This is a genomic window from Parabacteroides caeci (assembly GCF_023656795.1).
Taxonomy (GTDB): domain Bacteria; phylum Bacteroidota; class Bacteroidia; order Bacteroidales; family Tannerellaceae; genus Parabacteroides; species Parabacteroides segnis.
The window spans coordinates 1-25154 of the sequence record NZ_JAMOKT010000082.1; the positions used below are offsets into that span (position 1 = coordinate 1).

Genomic DNA, 25154 nt, shown 5'->3' on the forward strand with positions numbered 1-25154 from the left:
CTTTAGTTCTAACAGAACTTATTCCTGACATGCTTGAGAGATAGATATCTGTTTTTAGGATGCAATACTATTTATGGATTTATGAAGGATACAATCTTAATACTAATGCTTACTTAATTTTGATGTAATATGAGTGTAATACTAGGTACCTATTTTTGCGCACCAAATTATAGTTGAGACGCTATAACAAAATTATAAGCAATTGTTTATATGCAAATATCCGATGAGAAATTATGGGAATCATGTTTGACGGGGGATAAGGAGGCTTTCAAAGAAATCTATTGCCGCTTTTATTCTTTGTTGTATAATTATGGCTCCAAACTGGTTTCCGATAAGGATCTGGTGAAAGATTGTATACAGGATATTTTCATTAAACTGATTCAGAACTATCCTTCTCTTTCTTCTACCCCGAATGTAAAAGGATATCTGATCAAAGCCTTACGTAACAAGTTGTATGATGCATTGGAAAAGGAAAAACCGACTGATGATATCACCCTGTATGAAGAAGTTTTTATAACAGATGAGTTATTCCCTTTACTTTCTTTCGACGATTCGGAAGCAGATGACCGTGCCAGACGTCTCATGCAGGTTTTTTCTCAGTTATCCTCCCATCAGCAGGAAATAATCTATTTATATTATGTGAACGAACTGAAACATGAAGAAATAGCGGAGATAATGGGTATAAATTATCAGTCCAGTAAAAACCTGTTATTCAGGTCTCTATCCTGTCTTAAGAAATTATATCTGAAAAAAGATTGATTTTATTCAAAAAAGTGAGTACCAAATGAGACCTCTCCCGTAATAGAGATAAAAGAGGTTACTCGTGAATAGAAAACAAAACATATTAAATAAAAAATCATTTGAGCAGGCTGGGGAAGACCTACTCCGGAAAGTTCATGATGCAGAGCCTGATAACTTGCAGGAGGCACTGGCGTCGTGGAAGGAGATTGAAGCTCGGATGACTCAGCCACGTACTTTATTCAGATTACGTTCCCGTTATATATTATCTGTGGCAGCTTCAATAGCTGTACTTCTTTCTGTAGGTCTTTATTTTTGGATGGATATGAAGAAAGATGCATCCATGTCGCTTGCTCTGCTTGAAAATAATACCTCTTCTTTGTCCGGAGAGGAAATTGTCCTGATTGAAAGCGATGATAAGATGCAATTGAAAGATGAATCATCGATCAAATATGATGTGGATGGGAAATCGAATGTGGAGCAGCATGTCGTAAAAAAGGAAATAGCAGAAGAAAAGAAAGAGAAAAAAGAGGAAATCAATCAGATTATCGTGCCAAAGGGCCGGCGGGCGGACATTACTTTTTCGGATGGAACGAAAATGTATGTCAATGCCGGAACACGTGTTTTTTATCCGGCAGTCTTCAAAACGGATAAAAGAGAAATACTGGTAGAAGGTGAAGTCTATCTGGATGTGGCGAAAGATCCTTCGCGTCCTTTCATTGTTAAGACGAACAGCTTTGATGTGAAAGTGCTCGGCACGCAGTTCAACGTATGCGCTTATAAAGAAGATGTTTCCGCCTCGGTCGTGCTGGTCAATGGGCAGGTGGAAGTCAATGCCGGAAAGAATAACAAGTCGATACTCTCTCCCAATCAAATGATGAAGATAAATGATAAAAGTGTGGATATAAAGGAGGTGGATGTTTTCGAATATATCTGTTGGAAGGATAATATGATGATGCTGAACGACCGGAAGGTAGGGGAGACGTTGGACCGGTTGTCGCGTTATTACGGTCGTAACATTTGGTATAATGAAGAGATTGGAAATATTCCTATTTCCGGAAAGTTGGATTTGCGGGAAAATATGGAAGATGTAATCAATATCATTTGCCAGTTAATGTTCCTTCAGTATAAGACAGATGCAAATAATAATATAATAATATCAAAATAAAATGCCTATGTAAAAGCCCTAGAGTTAAAAAAGAACCGAACGATACGGCCATATCATCCGGTTCTCAAATTTTTTGTTTAATCTATTAAATTATGTATCAAAGAAAAAACATTACAAATGTATGAAAAAGAATGAAGAGTTCAGCCGAAAACCGGCTCATTTTCTTAAAAGTGCATGTTTAGCCTTATGTCTGGTAAGTTATGGAGGATCTGCTATCTACGCAGCTTCTACTTATGCGGAACAAACCACGTTGACTGTCCGCATGAATAACCGGACTGTAAAAGATGTATTTTCTTACATCGAAAAGAACAGTGAATTTATTTTTGTGTATCATGGTTCAAACATCAATTTGAACAGAAGGGTAAATGTGGACGTAGACAACCAGACGGTTGAAACTATCCTGAAAAATATGTTTGCGGGAACGGATATTGAATATATCATCAATGACCGTCAGATTATTGTCCGCAAAAATGAAAAAACTAACAGGCCTGTTAGTTTTGCTGATGCTGAGTCTCAGCATCAGCAGCAGCAAAAGAAGGTAACCGTAACGGGTAATGTGAAAGATGCGACCGGTGAGCCGCTGATCGGTGTGAACGTGATGGTAAAAGGTACTACTATCGGCAGCATAACTGATGCTGATGGTAACTTCTCCATTTCTGATGTTCCTTCGAATGCTGTAGTTGCGATCTCTTATATCGGTTATAAAACGCAGGAAATCAGTTTGAGTGGCAAAACTGCCATCAATGTCGTTTTGAAGGAAGATAGTGAAGCTTTGGATGAAGTGGTAGTTATCGGTTATGGTACGCAGAAAAAAGTGGATTTGTCAGGAGCGGTTGCAACAGTACCGACCAAGGTGTTGGAAAACAGACCTGTGCTGACGGTAGGACAAGCTTTGCAAGGTTCGGTGGCCAACTTGAACGTATCCATCGGTAGTGGTCAGGCAACAGATTCGCCTAGCTTCAACATTCGTGGTACAACCTCTATCAATGGCGGTGATCCGCTGGTGGTTATTGACGGTGTGGTATCTTCGGCAGCCGAACTGAACCGCATGAACCCGACTGATATCGGTTCGATTTCTGTGCTGAAGGATGCTGCTTCTGCTGCTATTTACGGTTCACGTGCCGCTTTCGGTGTTATTTTAGTGACGACCAAGACGGCCGGACAGGAAAAGCTGACGGTCAATTACAACAACAACTTCGGTATGCGCAAGCTGACAGGTATGGCAGATGTCATTACCGATCCTTATATTGTGGCTTCAACCCGTAATACCATGTCTTATCCTTGGTACAACCTCTATAATGAAGAACAATTGGCGTATGCTAAGAAAGTGTCGGAAGTGCCGGGTACTTCTCCTTATTATCTGAATCAGGACGGCACTTATTCTTATTTCGGTAGCACGGATTGGTTTGATGAAGCATATAAGAATTTGGCATTCTCTACTAACCATACGATTGATGTTTCCGGTAAGACAGACCGTGTGAACTACTTTTTCTCTGCCAACTACAACTTCCAGGATGGTATGGTGAAATATGGTACGGATAAGTACAATAAGTATAACCTCCGCTCCAAAATGGATTTCAAAGTGACGGATTGGTGGACATTCGGTAATAATACCAGTTTTGTTAATTCTGATTATGATTCACCAAACTATTTGGGAGATTCTTATTATTGGGAAGTAAACCGTATTAATCCATTGGATGTGACTTATAACCCGGATGGTTCTTGGACAAAGGCTGGTAGTAGTGTGTTTGGTCGTTTAGTAGACGGAGGCCGTTGGAACCAGCAGAAAATGACTTTATCAACTCAGTTTACTACCAAGATTGACATTATCAAGGATGTCCTTTTTGTCAATGGTTCGTTCAACTATACAACGAATAAAAATGCTGAAGAAGGATATTCCTTACCGGTCGATTATTATGATGGTCCGGACAGACCTGCTAAGCAGCAAGACCCTGTATCTCGGGCTTATTTGAATCGTACTAACGCCCGTACATTGACGTTTGACGCATATGCCACTTTCCATAAGGTGTTCAATGAAAAGCATGATTTTACGGCGATGGTTGGTTTCAACCAGGAAGACTGGCGTTCGAATTATGCATCTGCAAGCCGTAAGGAATTGATTTCTTCGTCTTTGCCTACGCTGGGGTTGGCTTCGGGCGATATGAACGTGGGACAGAGCATTTCTACGTTGGCGATGCGAAGCGTGTTCGGCCGTTTGAATTATACGTTCAACAACAAGTATATCTTGGCTTTTAACGGCCGTTACGATGGGACATCCCGTTTCCCGCATGATGACCGCTACGTTTTCAACCCGTCCGGTTCTGTGGCTTGGGTACTTTCGGAAGAAAAATTCTTCGAGCCGGTACGTGATTATGTGGACTTCTTAAAGTTCAGATTCTCTTATGGTCGTTTGGGAAACCAAGATTTGAAAGACAATTACTATGCTTATCTGGCTACCATGGGATCAGGAAAGATCGGAGCTATTTTGGATGGTAAGCAGCCGGTGGGTGTTTCTGCTCCGGGGTTGGTTGCCGGCAACTTGACTTGGGAAAAGGTAACTACAGCTGACTGGGGTATGGATGTTACCCTGTTGGATAATCGTTTGTCAGCAACTGTCGATGGATATATTCGCCGAACAAAGGATATGTTGACGGCCGGTGCGGAGTTGCCAAATGTTTTAGGTGCCAGTGAGCCATTGGAAAATGCGGCAGATTTGAAGACAACCGGTTGGGATTTGACTATCAGTTGGCGTGACAAATTGCAATTGGCCGGTAAGCCGTTGAACTACGGGGTTAGCTTCAATATTGGTGATAGTCGTTCTTGGATTACCAAGTTTTCAAATGAAACAGGTACTTTAAAAGATTACTATGAAGGAAGGGAAATAGGTTCTATCTGGGGGTTGGTAACAGAAGGTTTCTTTACTTCTCAGGAAGATATCGACAACCATGCCGACCAGACACAGGTCGCTTCTTATATCGGTACACGGCCGATTGCTCCGGGCGATTTGAAGTTTAAGGATTTGAATAATGACGGTAAAATTGATAACGGTTCATGGACCATTGACGACCATGGCGATTATAAGATTATCGGTAACAGCCGTGCCCGTTATGGTTTCGGGTTCAATTTGAATGCTGATTGGAACGGTTTCGACTTGAGTTTGTTTGTACAGGGTGTTTTGAAGAAGAATTACAGTCCGAGTGGTGACTTATATTTCTGGGGTATCTATGCACAGCCTTGGACGAACATTACGTATGGTAATTATTACGACCGTTGGACGGAAGAGAATCCGAGTCAGGATGCCTATTTCCCGCGTTTCAAATCGTATGTGGCAGAAGGTGGTGCTGAAGCGGCTCTTACTCAGACTCGTTATTTGCAGAATGCGACGTATGCCCGTTTGAAGAACTTGACATTTGGTTATACATTGCCGAAACAGTGGACGGAAAAAGCGAATATCCAGCGTTTGCGTGTCTTCTTCTCTGGTGATAACTTGTGTGAAATAACAGGTTTGTATAAGTATTATAAACTGGATCCGGAATGTTTGGGTGGACAGATGTATCCGTTGCAGCGTTCTTACTCATTTGGTTTAAATGTTACATTCTAATTTATAATTGCTGAAAGTTATGACTATTATTAAAAATATGATAAAAATAGCTGCGATAGGATTCGTCAGCATGGTAGGGTTAAGCGGATGTAACGATTCGTTTATGGACAAATATTCAGAAACATCCATTACGGAAGATGGTTTCTTCAAAACGCCTGGTGATTTGGAAATCTATACGAATAACATGTATGGATATATCTCTGCCGATTATTGGGATGTCGCATCCGACAATGTGATGTATGTGGAAGAAGCCGGTATCTATTCTAAAATGCGTGGTGAGTTGAATCCTAATAAAGCAGGAGCATGGAGTTGGGGGAGTATCCGTAATGTCAATTTCATGTTGGCAAGAACCAATAACGTTGTAGGTGATGTTGCGGAAATCAACCATTACATTGGTTTGGCTCGTATGTTCCGTGCAAAGTTGTATTACGATAAAGTGTTGTCTTATTCGGATGTGCCTTGGTACAGCCGTGATTTGCAGACAACCGATACGGAAGAATTGTTCAAGCCGCAAGACCCGCGTGCATTGGTTGTTGATTCTGTCATGGCCGATTTGGATTTTGCTGTAAAGAACATGAAGGACAACAGTAGCGGACGGACACGTTGGTATAGAAGCGGAGCTTTGGCTATGCAGGCTCGCATCGCTCTGGCAGAAGGTTGTTGGCGTAAATATCATCCGGAGTTGGGGTTGAATGATGCAGACCGCTTTTTCAAAGTGGCAGCGGATGCTTGTAATGCGATTATGAATACGGGCAATTATGAATTGTCTGTCGGTGAAGGGGCTTACGGGGCATTGTTTAACAGTCAGGATCTTTCGTCCAATAAGGAGATGATTATTTTCGAAGATTATAGCAATGAATTGGGACGTTTGCACGGTGCTGGTGCCCGTTTTGACTGGACTACCGGTTTGTCACGTGACTTGATGGAAGATTATTATGTGATTGAGGATGGTAAAGCCAAAAGGTTCCAGGATGTGCCGGATTATGACAAGAAGACATTCTTGGAAATCTTTGAAAACAGGGATCCCCGTTTGGGACAGACGTTTATGACACCAGGTTTCATTCGTCCGGGGTCAAGCGAGCCTCACCGTCAGAAAATAACAATCGGAGGGTATCCGCAGGTGAAATTTTCTCCAGGTACATTTGATCAATTGGAATGGGGTAAAGCTTATACAGACCTACCTTTGATCCGGTATGCAGAAGTCTTATTGATGTATGCGGAAGCCAAAGCGGAGTTAGGAGAATTGACACAGGATGATATTGACCGATCCATTAATCTGATCAGGGATCGTGCCGGTGTGCCTCGGGCCACTTTGTCGGAATGGTTGGCAAATATCGATCCAGTACAGGCAAACCGTTATCCGAATGTTACTTCTTCACAGAAAGGGGCGATTTTGGAAGTACGTCGTGAAAGACGTATCGAACTGGCTTGCGAAGGATTCCGTTTCGACGATTTGATGCGTTGGGGTGCCGGTAAATTGATGGAAAAAGCTCCGGAAGGTATGTACATTGGTAAATTGGGTTATATCGATTTGACAGGTGACGGACAACCGGATTATGCAGTGGTGGCAACACAGGCAGATGCCGATGCTATTCCGCAAGCAGATAAGGAGAAATACAAACTGAATGTAGAAATTTTGGAAGGTAATACCATTGAGTTGACCGGTGGCGATAAAGGCTATATCCGTTTGATTGCTCAGGTGAATAAATGGAAGTTCATTGAACCGAAGTATTATTACAGTCCGATAGCTACCCAAGATATTGTATTAAATAAGAATTTGGTTCAGAATAAGTATTGGGTTGAATAGTCAGGATCATTTTTTACTCTTTGAGTAGGAATGAATATATTGTATATCTCAAAAGTTACATTTATTATCATAAGTGTGAACTTTTGAGATATATTTTTGAATCACTTTAATCTTTCTATCTTTGTAGTTGAATTACTACTACATATCAATAGTTATATACATGAAAACACAACTTTTTACTAGTATTACATTTGTAATATTACTTTTAAGCTTGTTCTCTTCTTGTTCTGAGCAGAAGAAAGAACAACAACTCACTGTCCTTTCTTGGAATATCTGGCATGCGGGTCATTCCAAAACGTATGGTCAGAAAGCTTGTGACGGTATTATCGGCGTATTGAAGAAAAGCCAGGCGGATGTGATTTTGATGATTGAAACATACGGGGCTTCTGACCTAGTAGCCGATTCGTTGGGGTTTTATCACCGTCTGTTGTCGAGCAATCTTTCTATCTATAGCCGGTATCCGATTGTAAAGACGTTTACTTTCCCGGACCAGATCGCTACATTCAATTTCGGGGGAGTGGAGATCGATATGGACGGGACGCCGGTCCGCTTGTTTGATACCTGGATCCATTATTTGCCTGATGCACGTTTGGTTCCTACTGACAAGTCGGAAGAAGAAATTTTGGCCTGGGACGATGCCGGAACACGCGATGAAGAAATCCGAAAGATACTCGGAGCTTTGAAACCAATGATTGCAGAATCAGACAGTATCCCTATCGTCATGGGAGGTGATTTCAATAGCCACTCGCATCTGGACTGGACAGAGGCGACCAAAGATATGTATAATCACGGTGGTGCCGTTGTGAACTGGACTGTCTCCAAAGAGATGCAGGCTGCTAACTTTAAAGATAGCTTCCGTGAGATTAATCCCGACCCGGTGAAGAATATTGGAACAACCTGGCTGACGGATGCCGATTCGCTGGAAACAGTCAATCGCCAGGATCGTATCGACTTCATTTATTACCAAGGAAAGACGATACAGGCGATAGAGTCCCAATGCTATGACAATATTCTGGGTGAAGCATTTTCTTTCAAAGGGGAAGACTTCTTTTATGCTTCTGATCACGGGTTTGTGCTGACAACCTTTACGATTAGAAAATAGAAAACTTACTACTGATATTCTAAATAAACACATTAATAACATGAAGAAAACAATCTTGAGCATCGCCCTGCTGAGCGGCATCGCTTCTTTTGCCAATGCAGCCTACACTGGGCATGTCTTTGTCGATAAAAACAATAACGGAGTATTTGATAAAGGCGAGAAAGCCATGGCGGGAATCCTCGTTTCCGACGGCCTCAATGTCGTGAAGACGGCCGGCGACGGCTCTTTCACCCTGCCCGGGCATGAACGAGAACGTTTCATCTTTATCACCACTCCTTCCGGATATAAAACAAACAATAAACATTATCGCCGCATCGAGGGCGACCAAATGTCGTACGACTTCGGGCTGCAACCGTACAGCGGTGGTATCAAATCTGACGGTAGTCATAAATATGTGCATATCGCTGATACAGAGATATTCAACACCGACAATCATGGTGATTGGGTATCCAACGTTCGTGATTACACGGCTAATGAGGAAGCTGCTTTTATCATCCATACCGGCGATATCTGTTATGAGAACGGTTTGAAAGCTCATATCAAACTCATGAACACGGCCAATATGAACTGTCCTATTTTTTACTGTATCGGCAATCACGACCTGGTAAAAGGAAAGTACGGCGAGGAACTGTTCGAAAGTATCTACGGCCCCGTCTTTTACTCCTTTGATGCCGGTAGCGTGCATTATATTGTGACACCGATGGCGGGTGGCGATTACCAGCCGGGCTATACGAAGGAAGATGTCTATCGCTGGCTGAAGAACGATCTGGCGCAAATCCCGCAAGGCAAGCCCATTGTCGTATTCAATCATGACTTGCTGACTTACGGCGACCAGTTTATCTTCGGTATCAACGACCAGGAACAAATTAACTTGAATGACCATAACCTGAAAGCCTGGGTATACGGTCACTGGCATATCAATTACATAAAGAAACAGGGTAACGTCTACTCTGTCTCTACTGCTACCCTGGACAAGGGAGGTATCGACCATTCTACCAGCGCTTTCCGCGTGCTGCACGTGGACAAGAAAGGTGATTTCACCTCTGAATTGCGTTACACTTATCTTGATAAAAGTATCCAAATCTCTACTCCGGCCGAAGGACAAGTTCCGGTATTGGCTTCGGGTGCTGTGCCTGTGACAGTGAATGTCTATTCGTCAGTCTCTCCCGTGAAAGAGGTTTCTTATTCTTGTCAGATAGATGGAAAGACATTTGTCAGCAATCGTAAGTTGAGCCAGGCTACGGACTGGTGCTGGAACTCCGAAGTACCCTTTACGGCTGCTCAACGTGGGAAGATGGCTACCCTGAAAGTAAGAGCACTCTTCAACAATGGCGAAGTGGCGGAAACCGAAACGGTATTCACCTATCAACCAACAAATGTAAAACCGGATTTGTCAGCCGACTGGAATAACCTGTTAGGAACTCCCGAGCATGTTGCGACTGCTTCTTCGAGCGTAAACCCGCCTCTCGAAATGGCCTGGGTGAAGAATATTGGAGCCAATATCTATATGACTTCCCCATTGGTTTACAACGGTATGATTTATGTTGCCTCTGTCGATGAGAACCTGCAAGGTGATGCTCATATTTATGCCCTGAACGGACAAACGGGCGAGTTGCTTTGGAAATACCAGACACGTAATTCCATCAAAAACACTATCGCCATTGACAATGGTCGTGTGTTGGCACAAGACGCCCAGGGATATCTGTATGCCGTAGATGCCCAAAGCGGTAAATTAAGCTGGGAGAAACAACTGCCGGTAGCCGGCCTGCCTTCTTTGATCGAAGGTCTGGTTGCCTCCGACGGTGTTGTGTATGCCGGGACAGGCAAAGGTCTTTGTGCCATCGACACTAAAGACGGACGTGAGATCTGGCGCAATAAAGACTGGGGGCAGGGCGAAGGCACCACCACCACCTTCTCCGTAGGAAAGAATATGCTGATCGCCTCTTCCCAATGGCGTGCCCTCTACGGCAACGACCTGAAGACCGGCGCCTTGAAATGGACAGCCGACACTAACGGTCTGCGTAACCGCGGCGCATCGGCAGCCGTTCATGGTGACCTGCTCTACCTTATCTCCGACAAGTCTTTCTTTATCCTCGATGCCAATACAGGCCGTGTGATTGTTCGCAAGGAACTGCCTTTCAGTGTCGATGTAACCTCAACACCGTTACTGACAGATAAGGAGATCATCTTCGGCTCCGCAAAAGACGGTTTGGTCGCATTGGATAGCGAAACACTAGAGATTAAATGGAAGTTTAATACCGGAGATGCGTTGGTATATACTTCTCCTTACTCCCGTAAAGTATCTGCAACCATCGAGACAAGTCCTGTTTTATCAGGCAATACGGTTTATGTAGGAGCTTCCGACGGAACTATCTACGGCGTGAATAAGGAGACCGGAAGATTTGCCTGGAAGCATGCGACAGGCGCTCCGGTATTTGGTTCGGTAGCCGTTTCGGGGAATACGTTGATAGCGGTCGATTTCGGAGGAAACGTTTATACGTTCGTTGCCTCTGAATAAAAGCTTGATACTAAGCTTTGAATAGAGAGGTGCGTTTCCAAAACGGAGGCGCACCTTTTGTTTGTATATGACTGGAGGATTCTATATCTTTGCATTATTACTGATTATAACTGTATTAAAGAAACCATTGAGATATGAAACGTTCTGAAGTTGTAGAGTTAATAAAAGAGACTGTACGTCGTATTGCTCCCGGTGCAAAGACTATCTTGTATGGTTCGGAAGCACGGGGTGATGCCCGTCCCGACAGCGATATCGATCTTCTTATTCTGGTTGACGGTGATACAATGACACTGGCACAAGAAGAAGAAATAACGCTTCCTCTCTATGAGTTGGAGTTACGAACAGGCATCTCTATCAGTCCAATGATCGTTTTAAAAAAGTTATGGGATAACCGTCCTTTCAAAACTCCTTTTTATGTCAACATTATAAATGAAGGGATTGTATTATGAAAGAAATATTGGATGAAGAAAGCCGGAAAGCTTTGATAGCTTACAGGCTTCAACGGGCTTATGAGACGTTGAAAGAGGCAGAGGTCATGATACGGGAATCATTTTATAATGCAGCCGTTAACCGTATGTATTATGCATGTTATTATGCAGCTGTAGCTTTATTACTGAAATATGATATTCAGACTCAGACTCATAATGGTGTGAAAACAATGCTTGGGTTGCATTTTATTTCTACAGGAAAGCTGTCATTAAAAATAGGCAAGACTTTCTCTACTCTCTTTGAAAAGAGGCAGAGTGGCGACTATGATGACTTTGTTTATTGCGACCAAAGCTTGGTCGAAGAATTATACCCACAGGCCAGCCTGTTCATTGATTCAGTAAAAGAGATACTTACCAAGCCTTAAGCCGGATAAGCATCTCTTAGGGAAAGTACAGGGGGTACTTATTTCAATTCAAATGCTACTTTATTGCGAATATCTGTTGAGGAAGCACCGATCCATGCTTCGAACTTACCTGGTTCGGCGACCCATTCATGGCGGGTGTCATCGAAGAAACTCAACGCCTCTTTTCCGATGGTGAAAGTTACCTCCCGGGTCTCTCCCGGAGCCAGTTTTACCTTGCTGAAGCCTTTCAGTTCCTTTACAGGACGGGGCAGTGATGATTTCAGATCACTGATATATAGCTGTATTACTTCCGAACCTTCGCGACTGCCTGTATTGGTGACAGGTAGGGTAATGGTAAGCGTTTCATCCTGTCCCATCACTTTCTTGTCGGCTATGGCCTTTCCATAGGCAAAAGTGGTATAGCTTAGGCCATGACCGAAAGAGAACAGCGGTTTTGTCTTTTCCTTGTCCGCCCAGCGATAACCGACGAAGATTCCTTCGTTGTACTTCTGATCCACGATAGGGCTGCCGTCGTTGCGGGGAGTACCCGGATATTCACCCAGTTTATGCGCACCTACATCCTGCAAAGAAGCGGGGAAAGTAAACGGTAACTTGCCGGACGGATTTACATCTCCCGTCAATACCGAAGCAATGGCGCTACCTGCTTCCGACCCCAGATACCATGCCTGCACGATGGCGGGGACTTCTTTCACCCATGGCATGGCGATGGCGTTGCCTGAGATATTTACTACAATCAGGTTCTTGTTTGCCTTTGCCAGGGCGGCTATTACCTTATCTTGGCCGTAAGACAGACCTAATTCCTTACGGTCTGCATCCTCGCAGTCCTGATGCGCGCTCTTGTTCAGGCCGCCGATAAAGATGACGTAATCGGCATCTTTGGCTACGGCAACGGCTTCGGCTATCAACTCTTCCGGCGAACGGTTGTCCTCCAGGTCCTGGCCGGATTTCACACCGTTGTATTCACCGCTCGGGTCGCCTACATAACCACGTGCATAAATGACCTCCGCCTGGTCGCCCACCCGTTTCCGGATGCCGTCCAGCGGGGAGAGTTCGTATTTTACTTTCAGGGAAGAAGAACCGCCGCCTACAGTCATCATTTTGATGGCATTCTCTCCGATGACGGCTATTCTTTTTGCCTGGTTCAGGTCGATAGGGAGCAGGTTATTCCGATTCTGCAATAACACGATACCCTCTTCACCGATACGGCGGGCTGCGGCAAAATGGGCTTCCGAGCAGAGCGAGCCGTACGGACGGTTTCTATCCATCGTAGTGCGGTAGGCGAGGCGCAGAATGCGTCTTACCTTGTCGTCCAGTTCTTTTGTTCCGACTTTGCCTTCACGAATCAGTTTCAGGTAAGGATCTGCCAGATAATAATTGTCGTAAGCGTTGCTTGCTCCGTTGGACAATCCGTTGGTCCAGCTTCCGAACTCCATATCGAGTCCGTTGGTGATGGCTTCCTGCGTGTTATGAACACCTCCCCAGTCGGAGACGACAACACCGTCGAAACCCCATTCGCCTTTCAGTATGTCGTTCAGGAGGTACTGGTTATGGCAACCGTGCTGATTCTTATACAGGTTGTAGGAACCCATGATGGCCCAGGCATTTCCTTCCTGAACGGCCGCCTTGAAGGCGGGCAGGTAGATTTCATAGAGGGCACGGTCGTCTACGATGACGTTGGTCGTGTGGCGGTTTACTTCCTGGTTGTTGAGTGCATAATGTTTCACACAGGCTGCTACACCGTTCTGCTGGACGCCTTGCACATAGGGGACTACCATCTTTCCGGCCAGATAAGGGTCTTCGCCCATATACTCGAAATTGCGTCCGTTCAGTGGCGAACGGTAAATGTTTACACCGGGGCCCAGCAAGACCGTTTTATTCCGGTAACGGGCTTCTTCACCGATGCTTTTACCATATAACCTGGCTATCTCCGGGTCCCAGCTGGCAGCCAGGCAGGTCAGAGCCGGGAAGGCTACGCAGGAGTCGTTGGTCCATCCCGCCTGCTCCCATTCATCCCATAAGACTTCGGGACGAATGCCGTGGGGGCCGTCGGTCATCCAAAATTCGGGAATGCCCAGGCGTGCGACGCCCGGCGAACAAAACTTGGACTGGGCATGTGTCAGTGCTACCTTTTCTTCCAGCGTGAGGCGTGACAGTGCATCTTCCACACGTTCTTCAATGGGTTTGCTACTGTCCAGATAAGTGGGGACTTCCTGCTGTGCCTGCCCGAAACCGGGTAGCAACAACAGGCTGCAAGCGATGTATTTGATTAGTTTCATGTTGTTATTGTGTCTTTAAACCTAGTGAGCGGATATATTCGTTTTGTATGACGCATTGCTGTATGCGGCTGTTCTCTATAAACTCCGTTAAAGCTGCTTTGGCTGTTTCCTGGTCCGGCCGGGCATCACGGATTTCCTGGTATGTGCCCCGGGGAGCTTCGGAGAAGGCAACGACAGCGTCCCAGCCGGCTGGTGCTTTGATGCCGGCAAAGGAGGATTTGTCGATTTTCTTGTACGGCCAGAACGTCCAGCCGATGTTGTTCTCTTCCATCACATGGCAGAAAGCGTTCTGCCAGGCTTCTGTATTATGTCCGATTTCGCCCATATACATGGGGAGGTTTACCCGGTCGCGGAAGTCGATGATCTCCTGAATGGCTGCTTTGGAGGCATCGCCTCCGTAACGATGGCAGGTATACATGATTTTATTGTCGAAGGTGGAGTCGATGAACGGGCGGAAGTTACCGTTCCACTGCGCGCCGCCCAGCAGGATGATATGGTTGGTGTCTGCCTCGCGGATGGCGGCTGTGGCTCGTTTATACAACGATTCCAGCTTGCCGTTCAACTCTTCCATATTGCTGAAATAAGGAGCGATAGGCTCATTTGCCAGTTCGTAGCCGAGGATAACCGGCTCGTTCTTATAATAGCCTGCAATCTTTTTCCAGATGTCGCAGAATAGCTGCTGGCTGGCTTCGCTCTCGAACAACCAGGGATACCCGTAGCTGTCGTCGATGTTATCGCCGGTCTGTCCGCCCGGAGCATCGTGCATATCGAGAATCAGGTAGAGGCCTGTCTCGCGGCACCAGCCGACTACACTGTCTATGCGGGCAAAACCGTCCTGATTGGCCGTCAATCCCATATAATCCTCGTCGGTGAAGAGTTTATAATGGAAGGGAAGACGGATGGTGTTAGCGCCGGTCGCCGCAATGAACCGTATATCGTCGCGGGTAATATAGTTATCTTTGAACGCTTTCCAGAACTCAGCGGTGAAGTCGGGACCGACCAGTTCGCAGAGCATCTGGTTGATACGTCCCGGCGAATTTGTCTTGTTGAAGCCAAACATATACCCTTCCGGGTTCAGCCAGTTGCCAAGGTTCGTCCCTTTGATAAAGAACTTCTGCCCTTTGGGGGTAATCAGGTCGGTACCGGAGATACGCATGAATGCTTCCGGCGGCAGGTCGGCCGTATCCGCATCTGCAGTGCCGGTGTGCTGCCGGCATCCGGTAACGGATACCAGCAGGAGCATGAGTATTAAATAGATATTCTTTTTCATGTCTGTTATTTTACTGTGAATGTTGTTTGTAATCCTTCGGCGCTGTTAGGGCCGACCCAGAGGTTAAACTCGCCCGGCTCGACTACTCTCTGCCGGTCGATGTTCCAGAAGGCCAGTTCTTCGACGGGGAGTGAGAAAGAGACAGTCTTTGTCTCACCCTGCTTCAGAGGAATCCGCCGGAAGCCTTTCAACTCTTTGACCGGGCGGGTGATGGAACCGGCTTTGTCCTGTACGTACAGTTGCACGACTTCCGTGCCTTCATACTTACCGGTATTTGTCAGGTCGAAGCTGATTTCCAGTGTTCCGTCGACAGCCAACTGATTCGTTGCCAATTGCAGGTTGTCATAACCGAAGGTGGTGTAAGACAATCCGTAACCGAACGGGAACAAAGGGTCGAAACCGGCATCCATATAGAAGGAAGTACAGCCCAGGGAGGTCTGCCCGGCTTCCTGCGGGATATCGTCTATCAACGTTTCCTGGCGGGAGGCAGGGCGGCCCGTATTGTTATGTGCATAGTAAACAGGTATCTGGCCTACCATCTTCGGGAAGGTAACGGGTGTTTTTCCGCTTGGTACCGCTTTTCCGAAGAGCAGGTCGGCAAGGGCCGGTCCGCCCATTGTTCCCGGATGGAAAGCGTAGAGAACGGCGTCGGACTGTTCGACTTCCTGCCCGATTGTCAGCGGACGGCCTGCCATAACCACCGTCACAAGCGGTTTCCCTATCTTTGCCAGGGAGGCTATCAGTTCACTCTGCGCTCCCTGCAAATGCAGGTCGGCTAACGAGTGCGCTTCGCCTGAGAGGATAGACTCTTCTCCGGCGCATACTAGTACGGCATCGGCATGCATAGCGGCATTCACGGCTTTGGCGATGCCGGCTGTATGCTTGTCGCGGCTATAACCTAATCCGGGTTCGTAGATGATTCGTACTTTATCGCCATACATCTCTTTCAAAGCGACCAGAACCGTTTGCGTATGTGCTTTTTCTCCGTCGAATACCCAGGTTCCCATCTGGTCGTGGGCGGCATCGGCCAACGGGCCTATTACGGCAAGGGTACGTATCTTATCGGTAAAAGGTAAGGTTTCGCGGTCGTTCTTTAATAAGATAACCGATTGTTCTGCCGCCTCTTTGGCTTTTGCCAGGTGGGTGGGCGCATATTTTACTTGTTGGTCTGTGTCTACATAGGGGTTATCAAACAGTCCCAGGCGGAATTTAAGACGGAGGATGTTACGGACTGCCTCATCAATCGCTGCTTCCGATACTTTCTTCTCCTTGACAAGTTCTTCCAGGTTGCGGATAAACGTACCGCTTACCATTTCCATGTCGATGCCGGCATTCACGGATTTCATGGCTGCTTCTTTCTCGTCTTTGCAGAAACCATGGGAAATCATTTCGGCCGAGGATGCCCAGTCTGTTACCACCAGTCCGTCGTAATTCCATTCGCCGCGCAGCACATCTTTCAGGATGAAACTGTTACCTGTCGAGGGAATTCCGTCGTTATCATTGAAAGAAGTCATGAACGTGGCGCATCCGGCTTTGGCAACCGCTTCGAACGGAGGAAAATAGACGTTGCGCAGCTGGCGTTCGGGAATAAAGGTGGAATTGTAATCGCGTCCTCCTTCCGATGCACCATAACCTACAAAGTGTTTGGCACAGGCTGCAACAGCCGTCGGATTGTTCAGGGAATCGCCCTGGAAACCTTTCACCATGGCTACCCCCATCACGGAGCTCAGATACGGGTCTTCACCGCAGCTCTCAGCGATACGTCCCCACCGTGGGTCGCGCGATATATCGATCATTGGGGCAAAGGTCCAGCGGATGCCGTCGGCCGACGCTTCGACAGCCGCCACACGGGCACCGTCTTCCACCAGTTGCGGGTTGAAAGTTGCCGCCTGTCCCAACGGGATGGGGAAGATGGTTTTATAGCCGTGGATGACGTCGCGTGACATGAGCAGGGGAATACCCAGGCGGGATTCTTCTACGGCTATTCTCTGCGCTTTGTTTACCAGTTCAGGATCGGTCAGGTTCAACAGTGAGCCGACATTCCCTTCCCGGATTAACCCGGCCATTTCTTCTAGGCCGCTAAAAGGACTTAACTGGTTCATTTGGCCAATCTTTTCCTGCAAGGTCATTTGTCCTAACAAGGCATTCACCCGGCTTTCAATATCTCCTTCTTGGGTTCCTTGAGGTTCTGCGCATGATAAGAATGGCAAAAGCAACAGGTAGACAGATAATCGTTTTATTTTCATGGCATAGTAAGATAAGCAGGGATATCCTCCGGGATGAAACAGACTATTTCATTCTGAGGATATCCCTCTGTTTTATATTCGATTAATATGGATTCTGAACAGTAGCTCCATGGGATGATTCGATTTCAATCTGAGGAATCGGAAGATACTTTTTGTTCTCGGTCCACTGCGGACGCTGCGGAATAGCAGCTCCTTTCCCTGTCCATTTCAGTTCGCCGTTGATAACCAGGTTGAGAGGTTTACCGTCTGCATTGGTTTTAACTTCGCCTTTCGGCTTGTCCTGCGTAACGGTACCATCCGTGCAGACAAAACGATGGGCATCCTTTGTCACATAAATAGCACCGCCACCCGGTTTCAGGACTTCAGCAGCTTTACCGAAACGAACCAGATCGAAATAACGTTTTCCTTCACCCAGTAATTCTACCCGACGTTCCTGCATGATGGCTTCTTCGGAAATCGCTTTGGGACTCAGACCGGCACGTTCGCGTACCTGGTCGAAATAACCTTGTGCTTCTCCCGAATTGGTGCGCCATGCCAGTTCTGCTGCGACCAGCAGTGTTTCTGCATAACGGTACAGGTGGAAATTGTTTTCCCAGTTCAGGTCCGCATCACCAGCCTGGTCAGCCTTACCGCCCGGACGGCCTAGATATTTGCGCAGGAAATAACCGGTGTTCTGATAACGGCCCGTATAATTCACAGCGATTCCCCTGTTCATCATTTCCTCCTGGTACGTATCCAAGTTCAGGACTGCTACATCCCGACGGATATCTCCCGGTTCAAAGGCTTCATATGCATCCCGGGTAATCACACAGAAACCCCAGCCACCTTCAAATTCAGTATACGGGCCATGCCCTGTTTCCTGGCCGCCGACGTAAGTCAAACCATCCACACCAATCATAGCAGGGATGACAGTACCCCCACAGGCCCCAGCGTCTCCCCAGCCGCGTTTACCACCGGCAGAGATGTAGTTGATATCGAGGATGATTTCGTCGGACCATTCCGTAGCATAAGTGAACAGGTCGTCGTAGTCCGTAACCAGCTTATATTGTCCCGAAGCGATAACCTCTTTTACATAACCCAATGCTTTGGAGTAACGGCTTTCGTCTTTCTGGTACATGACATAATCGGCATAGATCATGGCAGCGGCTGCCTGAGTCATTCGTCCGGCCCATGTGAGTTCACGTTTCATCGGAAGAATTTTGGAATCCAGAACCTCTTCCAGGTCGGTTACCATGTTATTGTATACTTCGTCTGCTTTCAACTGTTCTGCGATATACGGGAAAGTCAGGTTCTCCGTATAAAATGGAACATTTCCCCAGGTTTTCCACAATACCAGGTAATACCAGTCGCGCAGTACCCGTCCTTCCGCGTTGTAAGACTTTTTATCTGCTTCGGAGATGTTTGCCTCTTCAGCATTGTCCATTAAGCGGATGGAGCGGTTGATGCCGGAGTAGGCAACGGTCCATGCTCCTTTTATGTCATTGGTAGGGCTACAGCCATACCAGGAGATTTCGTGAAGATAACCCTGGTCGGACGTGTCGCTGCCACCCGGGTAAATATCATCGCTTGCAGCATCCCAGGCAAGGTTCAGAGGGAACCAGCCGTTAAAATAATCGAACCACTGCATCGGGTCGTAAGCGGCTGCCATGGCTTCTATCATTTTGGCATTGTCAGTATAATACCCTGTGATGGGCACACTGCTTGCCGGTTCTTCGGTTAAGAAACTGTCGCCGCACGAAACAAGTCCTGATGCAAGTAGTATGGCAGCGGCGAAAGTATATAGTCTATTCTTTTTCATATCGATTCCGTTATTAAGTGATTAGAAATTAAGATTTAAGCCGACAGTGAATGTACGTGCCTGCGGATAATAGCCGCGGTCGATGCCGTTTGATTTATCTCCGGCTGCGTCTGTCGCATTTATTTCCGGGTCAAGACCTTTGTAAGAAGTTAGTGTCAGCAAGTTCTCGGCAGCGACATAGAGACGAAGTCTGTCGACAAAGAATTTGCGTGTCAGGTTCTTCGGCAAAGTGTAACCTATCTGCATATTTTTAATGCGGGCGAAACTGCCGTTGTGGACGTATAAATCGGATACTTTCTTCCAGTTGCCGTTCATATCGTCACCCGGGTAACAGAAGCGGGGCATTGTGTTGGAAGTACCTTCTCCATGCCAGCGTTTCATAAATTCCTGGGGTACATTTACGGAAGACACATCCAGGCGGCGGGTTACGTCCATAATATCCTGTCCCAATGAACCGGAAAATAAGACTGAAAAGTCAATGTCTTTATAAGCGGCCGTCAGGTTCAGACCGAAAGTCCAGTCCGGAGTACCTTTACCAATCATGGTTTTATCTTTATCGTCGATTGTACCGTCTTTGTCAAAGTCTACGAATTTCACATCTCCGGGAACGGCAAGCGGCTGCAATTTCTCTCCCTTGCTGTTTGTATAAGCGTCGATTTCCGCCTGATTCTGGAAGATACCGGCTGTCTTGTAACCGTAGAAGTAAGGATAAGGCATACCGTTCTCCGCACGGCCGACATTTCCCAGGATATGTACCTGGTCCATCATCTCGAAACCGTCGGCTGTGCCTAAGTCTACCAATTTGTTTTTCAAATAGGAGAGGTTGGCGTTGACGCCGAAACGGAAGTCCTTGTGGCTATATTTATAACCGACTTCAAATTCAACCCCTTCGTTTTTCATCGAACCGACATTCCCCCAGGGTTTGGATTCGCCCAGATAATTCGGTATGGCCATTTCTTTCAGCATACCGTTGGTCTTCTTCTGGTAGTAATCGACCGTAAAGGTCAATGCGTTGCCCAGGAAACCGAAATCGATACCGGCATCATACTGTTCTGATTCTTCCCACATCAAATCGGCATTAGGAGTGCCGGAAGGCTTGGAACCCATTACGATTTGTTGGCCTCTGCCATAAGCGCCGAAAGGATAGTTGTTATTCATCGATACATTCGCCGTGTAGCGGAAGTTACCGATAGCCTCGTTACCGTTCTTACCCCAGGAAAGGCGTATTTTCGTATTGGTCAGCCAGTCCGGGCGTTTTTCCATAAACGATTCGTTCGTTAAGTTCCATCCTAAAGAAACGGAAGGGAAAGTACCCCACTTGTTATTTTCACCGAAGCGTGATGAACCGTCGCGGCGTACGGTGAGCTGCAACATGTAACGTTCGGCGAAGTTGTAGCTTAAACGTCCGAAATAAGAAGCCAGCGAGTGTGGATCGGTTAATCCTCCTTCGGTATTCCGGTTTCCGTTGTTCGGCAGGGAGGTCGTAAAGTCTATATTAGCCTTATCACCCATGTAGGCAATCAAATCTTTTGCCATACCGTATAGGCGGCGGCCTGTGTTGCGTTCGGCAGACTGTCCTAATACCACATTGAAAGTATGTTGGCTGATTGTTTTATCGTAAGTCAATACATTTTCAATCTGCCAGGTATAGCCGCGGTTCATTTCGGACATTACACTGGAACGTCCGTCTGCAATGGATTGGTTGCAGTTTCTGCCCAGATAATAAGGGTGGTTCCATTCGTCATATCCCCAGAATGCGAGGTCGGAGCCCCAGGAGAACTTATATTTCAGGTTATCCCAGATACCCAGTTCGGCCGTCAGGTTGGCAATGACTTTGTCTGAATTGTTTTTTCTTCCGGGTTGTGCGGACATGCGGCCCAGCGGATTCGTAATTTCGTTGAAGTTTTCCGGAATCTGCAATACCTGTCCGGTGAGCTGGTCGCGTACAGGGTCGCCGTACTTGCTGCGGATATCTGCCGTATAGCCGTTTACGTGATCCTCATCCTGTGCATATACTTCCATGGTCGGGTCCAGGAAAAGGGCATCCCCCAGCGGAGAACCGGTCAGGTTACCGGCGCTTACCCCTATATTGTTTATACGGGAATAAGACATATTGACACCGACGGTCATTTTTCTTAACCAGCTGCGGTTCTTCGTTTCGTCGAATAAGGTATAAAGGGTATTGCTGCGGAATGAAAGGCGTTCGTAGTTGGAACGGTCGTAGTTTCCACCGATAATACCTTCCTGGTTATAATAACCGGCGGAGAAATAGTAACTTACTTTCTCGTTTGCCCCACTGATACTTAACTGATGGTTCTGTACGGGAGCGCCGTCGTTAAACAATACATCCTGCCAGTCGGTGCCTACACCCAGATTGGTGTTTGAAAAACGGTCGGTGCCGTTGGAATACTGCTGTGCTTCGTTCATCAGGGTCGCGTATTCGGACGCATTCAGCATACTGCGTTTTTTCCAGGCGGATTGCCAGCCATAAGAGAAGTCGTAAGACACTTTCACTTTGCCGATGGCCCCTTGCTTGGTCGTAACCAAAACAACCCCGTTGGCGGCACGTGAACCGTACACAGCTGCCGAAGCGGCATCTTTCAATACTTCGATAGAAGCAATGTCGGCCGGATTGATGTTGTCGATACCTCCGTTGATGGGCATGCCGTCTACGATATAAAGAGGGTCGGCGGTGTTGATGGTGCCTGTTCCGCGTACACGGATAACTGAACCTGTACCCGGTTGGCCGTTCTGTGTGGTCACCTGTACACCGGCTGCCAGCCCTTTCAACGCATTATCGACACGGACGGGAGCTGTCTGGGCCAATTCGTCCGCACCTACTTTGGCGATGGAGGCCGTTACCACACTCTTTTTCTGCACACCGTAACCGATAACGACCACTTCATCCAGCGCCTGGTTGTCTTCCGCCAGCGTAACGGATAATGGCGCATTGCCTGAAACAACGATGGATTGGGGTAAATAACCGATAAAAGAAACGACGATGGTAGAGCCTTTTTCTACCTCATTGATTGTGAACATACCGTCCAGGTCCGTCATGGCCCCGTTGGTGGTTCCTTTTACTACTACATTGGCGCCGATGACCGGTTCGCCGAGGGCGTCTTTGACCTGTCCACTGACTGTCAGTTTTTGGGCAAACACAAATGTCGGAAATAACAATAGGCACAACAAAGGTATCATACCTTTAAGAAGCCTCTTTTTTAATAAAATGTTTTTCATAAGACGAATACATTTTTTAAAGTTAACGTACTAATTTGTTCTACACTTTTTGTACTTGCAAAAGTATAGCGCGAATAACCGGTACCAATGGACTGGTAAACCGGATCGGTAAATCCATAAAATTGTTATATTGTTGATATATAGTGGTTTGAATATGTGGTTTGATGTGTAAAAAGTAAGTTCCCGAATGTAGTCGGGGAGGCTTTTCCGAGTGGTTTCAACGCTCTATTTTCCCTAAAGATTTCACAATATCTGCAAAATGTTCTTTAGGAACGATTGCTTTGCTGCGCGTTTTCAGCCGGTTATTGTAGACCGTCTGAGGGGAGCAGTGCAGGAACTCGGCAATCTTCACACTGTCACTGATGCCAAGGCGTACCAGGGCGTAGATACGAAGTTCGGTGTTCAGCAGTTCTCCCTCTTTGGGCATGATTTGTTTGTCCGGTTGCAGCAGGGCATTGAAATCGGAGACAAAATCAGGATAGATATGCAGGAAGATGGCATCGAAATTACTGTAAAACTCTTTCAGTTCGTTGGCAGCCAGTGTGGATGAATCTGTCATTTTTTTGACTTCATCGATCATACCGGTCCTGATTTTCCGGTTGATATTTTTTCGGTATTCGTCCAGTTTACTGATATAGTTGGAACAGATATTGAAGACGTAACCGATATATTCTTCCTTGACATAATTGGATTCCGTCAGTTTGGAGTTCGTGTCGAGTAATTGTTCATTCAGCGACTGGAGCTGACTGTTTACTTCTGCCAGTTGCGTATGCGCTTTTTCCAGTTCGCCTACATGTTTGTTCAGGGTCTGGTTGGCATCGTTCAGTTTTCTGCGGGACTCTTTCAGTCGTTTTATTTGTAGTCCGATAAAGAACAGTGCAGCCAGCAGGATCAGCGACAAGGTGCTGACGATGTACAGATACCGGCGCAAGTCGGCTTCCTGTTTTTTGTTTCTTTGTTCGTATGTCTTATGAATGGCGTCTAGTGCGGACGAAATGCCGACCATACGTATCCTGTTCTTATAGAGTTGTGCACATCCCAGGCAGTAGTTCAGATAAGAATATGCCTGATCGATGTAACCTCTTTCATACAAGGTTTTTCCGAGCTCTTCCAGCGAAGCGATATCATGGTTGGCCGACCGTATATCAGCCATGGCTGATAAAATGAGGAAACGAAAATAATCATCTTCGTTTCCTTCGTCTCTATACATGATTGCCAGGATATAAGCGTTCATTGCGTCTTTCCTGGAATCGAAGGAGGCGGAAGCAAGTTCTTCTTTCAATTGCTCTTTTACTTCTGCTGCTTGTGGAGTTTTGTTGTATTGCCAGCCTTTGTACCATAAACCATATGGATGGTTGTCAGGAATACTGGCGAAGATCGAATCCCGATAGGTTTGTTCTTTCGCATAGTAGAAGGTACTTTGAGCGGTGTTTTCTCCGGAATATTGCCCGTAATGAGAGTAAAGATACATCATTTGTCCATAGTAGTCCGTTTTGTAATAAGGCGACAGGTTTTCGGGGTTTATTTCATTCAGGGCATCCAGTCCCTCTTTCAGAAAACCAGTGGCTGTCAAAATGAACGACTGTTCGATCTTCCACTGTGCAGCCCATTGGGGATTGTTCAGTCGCTGTGCTATTTCCAGATTTTTATGGATATAACTAAATGCAGAGTCGCTGTCATAGACCATATATTCTTCATAAAACAGTTTGTTCATCCAGTATTGCTCTTCCTCTGTTGCAACTTTCTGTTCCATTTTCCTCAGGTCCTCGATTCTTTTTTCTTTAGCAATGACAAAAGTCTCATTTTTAGCCAACAACGAGTCCAGGCTGTTCAACATTTTTTCAGTCTCAGCAGAAATAGTTTGTCCGGATATATTTCCGGATAGTATCAGAAATGGCAACAGATAGAGAATTACTCGTATGTACATTTTTATTCAATTTAAGGTTCACAGGAACAAAGATAAAAAATATCATCTGAATATCTCTACATATTTTTTTAAGATATAGATTCGTCCACGTTTCCCACCTGTAATCTCTTTTAAAACATCAAGCTTCTCTAATTCTTCAATAAGTTTGTAAGAGGATGCTTGACTTATACCTGTTATAGTTGAAACCTGGGCTGCATCTATAATCGGTTTTTTATACAGTTCGGTTATTACTTTTAAAGCGTTGGCTGATCGGCTGCCTAATTGTTTTATACACTCTTCATATTCTTTTTGTAGAAGTAATATTTCCTCAAATGTTTTTACTCCGTTTTCTGCTGTTTCAATAACTCCCTGGAGGAAGAATTTAAGCCAACCTTCGATATCATTTTCAAATCTAACTTTCATCAGATTAGAATAATATGAACTTCTATGCCTTTCCAGATAATCGGATAAATATAAAATAGGACGCTTTAATATACCTTTACTTACAAGGCAATGTCATCAATTTAAGGTTCATAGTGCTCTTTTGTAATTAGTTAGAGTATAGTTTTTACAATTGGGCCTTCCTTTCCTTGCTCGTGGAAACTTTCTTCCCGGTCTGATGGGCACCAAATGC

General features: G+C 46.0%; 15 protein-coding genes. 8 read left to right on the top strand and 7 right to left on the bottom strand.

Going from position 1 to position 25154, the window contains the following annotated elements; genetic code table 11:
- The first annotated feature begins 210 nt into the window (after positions 1-210).
- The 8 genes from NBH15_RS26040 (at position 211) to NBH15_RS26075 (ending at position 11787) form a co-directional block, all read left to right on the top strand.
- Positions 211-759 carry an RNA polymerase sigma factor gene (locus NBH15_RS26040; protein ID WP_250823952.1) on the top strand — a complete coding sequence of 183 codons (549 nt, stop codon included), beginning with the start codon at positions 211-213 and terminating at the stop codon, positions 757-759.
- A 64-nt stretch (positions 760-823) separates the two neighbouring features.
- Positions 824-1906, top strand: coding sequence for a FecR family protein (locus NBH15_RS26045; RefSeq protein WP_250823953.1), 1083 nt, complete (start codon positions 824-826; stop codon positions 1904-1906).
- 121 nt (positions 1907-2027) lie between these two features.
- Positions 2028-5507, top strand: coding sequence for a TonB-dependent receptor (locus NBH15_RS26050; RefSeq protein WP_250823954.1), 3480 nt, complete (start codon positions 2028-2030; stop codon positions 5505-5507).
- A gap of 19 nt (positions 5508-5526) precedes the next feature.
- Positions 5527-7314 carry a RagB/SusD family nutrient uptake outer membrane protein gene (locus NBH15_RS26055; protein ID WP_186957819.1) on the top strand — a complete coding sequence of 596 codons (1788 nt, stop codon included), beginning with the start codon at positions 5527-5529 and terminating at the stop codon, positions 7312-7314.
- Positions 7315-7474: 160 nt separating this feature from the next.
- Positions 7475-8416: an endonuclease/exonuclease/phosphatase family protein gene (locus tag NBH15_RS26060; RefSeq protein ID WP_186957818.1), complete on the top strand. Its 942-nt coding sequence runs from the start codon at positions 7475-7477 to the stop codon at positions 8414-8416.
- Positions 8417-8456: 40 nt separating this feature from the next.
- Entirely contained in the window at positions 8457-10934 is a 2478-nt protein-coding gene (locus tag NBH15_RS26065; protein ID WP_186957817.1) for an outer membrane protein assembly factor BamB family protein, read from the top strand.
- A 134-nt stretch (positions 10935-11068) separates the two neighbouring features.
- Positions 11069-11383, top strand: coding sequence for a nucleotidyltransferase domain-containing protein (locus NBH15_RS26070; RefSeq protein WP_186957816.1), 315 nt, complete (start codon positions 11069-11071; stop codon positions 11381-11383).
- Positions 11380-11787 carry a HEPN domain-containing protein gene (locus NBH15_RS26075; RefSeq protein ID WP_250823955.1) on the top strand — a complete coding sequence of 136 codons (408 nt, stop codon included), beginning with the start codon at positions 11380-11382 and terminating at the stop codon, positions 11785-11787. Before NBH15_RS26070 ends, NBH15_RS26075 begins: the two co-directional genes overlap by 4 nt.
- Positions 11788-11825: 38 nt before the next feature.
- Here NBH15_RS26075 and NBH15_RS26080 read toward each other — a convergent pair whose 3' ends face one another.
- From NBH15_RS26080 to NBH15_RS26110, 7 genes are all read right to left on the bottom strand, one after another.
- On the bottom strand, positions 11826-14063 hold the full coding sequence (locus NBH15_RS26080) for a glycoside hydrolase family 3 C-terminal domain-containing protein (RefSeq protein WP_250823956.1): 2238 nt from the start codon (positions 14061-14063) through the stop codon (positions 11826-11828).
- 4 nt (positions 14064-14067) lie between these two features.
- Positions 14068-15333, bottom strand: coding sequence for a glycoside hydrolase family 5 protein (locus tag NBH15_RS26085; protein ID WP_186957813.1), 1266 nt, complete (start codon positions 15331-15333; stop codon positions 14068-14070).
- Between the two features lie 5 nt (positions 15334-15338).
- Positions 15339-17579 (bottom strand): beta-glucosidase BglX, encoded by a 2241-nt coding sequence (bglX, locus tag NBH15_RS26090; RefSeq protein WP_250823957.1) that lies wholly within the window; start codon positions 17577-17579, stop codon positions 15339-15341.
- An 82-nt stretch (positions 17580-17661) separates the two neighbouring features.
- Complete coding sequence (locus NBH15_RS26095) at positions 17662-19377, bottom strand: RagB/SusD family nutrient uptake outer membrane protein (RefSeq protein WP_250823958.1); 1716 nt, start codon at positions 19375-19377, stop codon at positions 17662-17664.
- Positions 19378-19398: 21 nt separating this feature from the next.
- Positions 19399-22614: a SusC/RagA family TonB-linked outer membrane protein gene (locus NBH15_RS26100; protein WP_250823959.1), complete on the bottom strand. Its 3216-nt coding sequence runs from the start codon at positions 22612-22614 to the stop codon at positions 19399-19401.
- Between the two features lie 217 nt (positions 22615-22831).
- Positions 22832-24541 carry a SusR family glycan utilization regulator gene (susR, locus tag NBH15_RS26105; RefSeq protein ID WP_250823960.1) on the bottom strand — a complete coding sequence of 570 codons (1710 nt, stop codon included), beginning with the start codon at positions 24539-24541 and terminating at the stop codon, positions 22832-22834.
- Positions 24542-24583: 42 nt separating this feature from the next.
- Positions 24584-24943 (bottom strand): Fic family protein, encoded by a 360-nt coding sequence (locus tag NBH15_RS26110; protein WP_250823961.1) that lies wholly within the window; start codon positions 24941-24943, stop codon positions 24584-24586.
- Positions 24944-25154 lie beyond the last annotated feature (211 nt).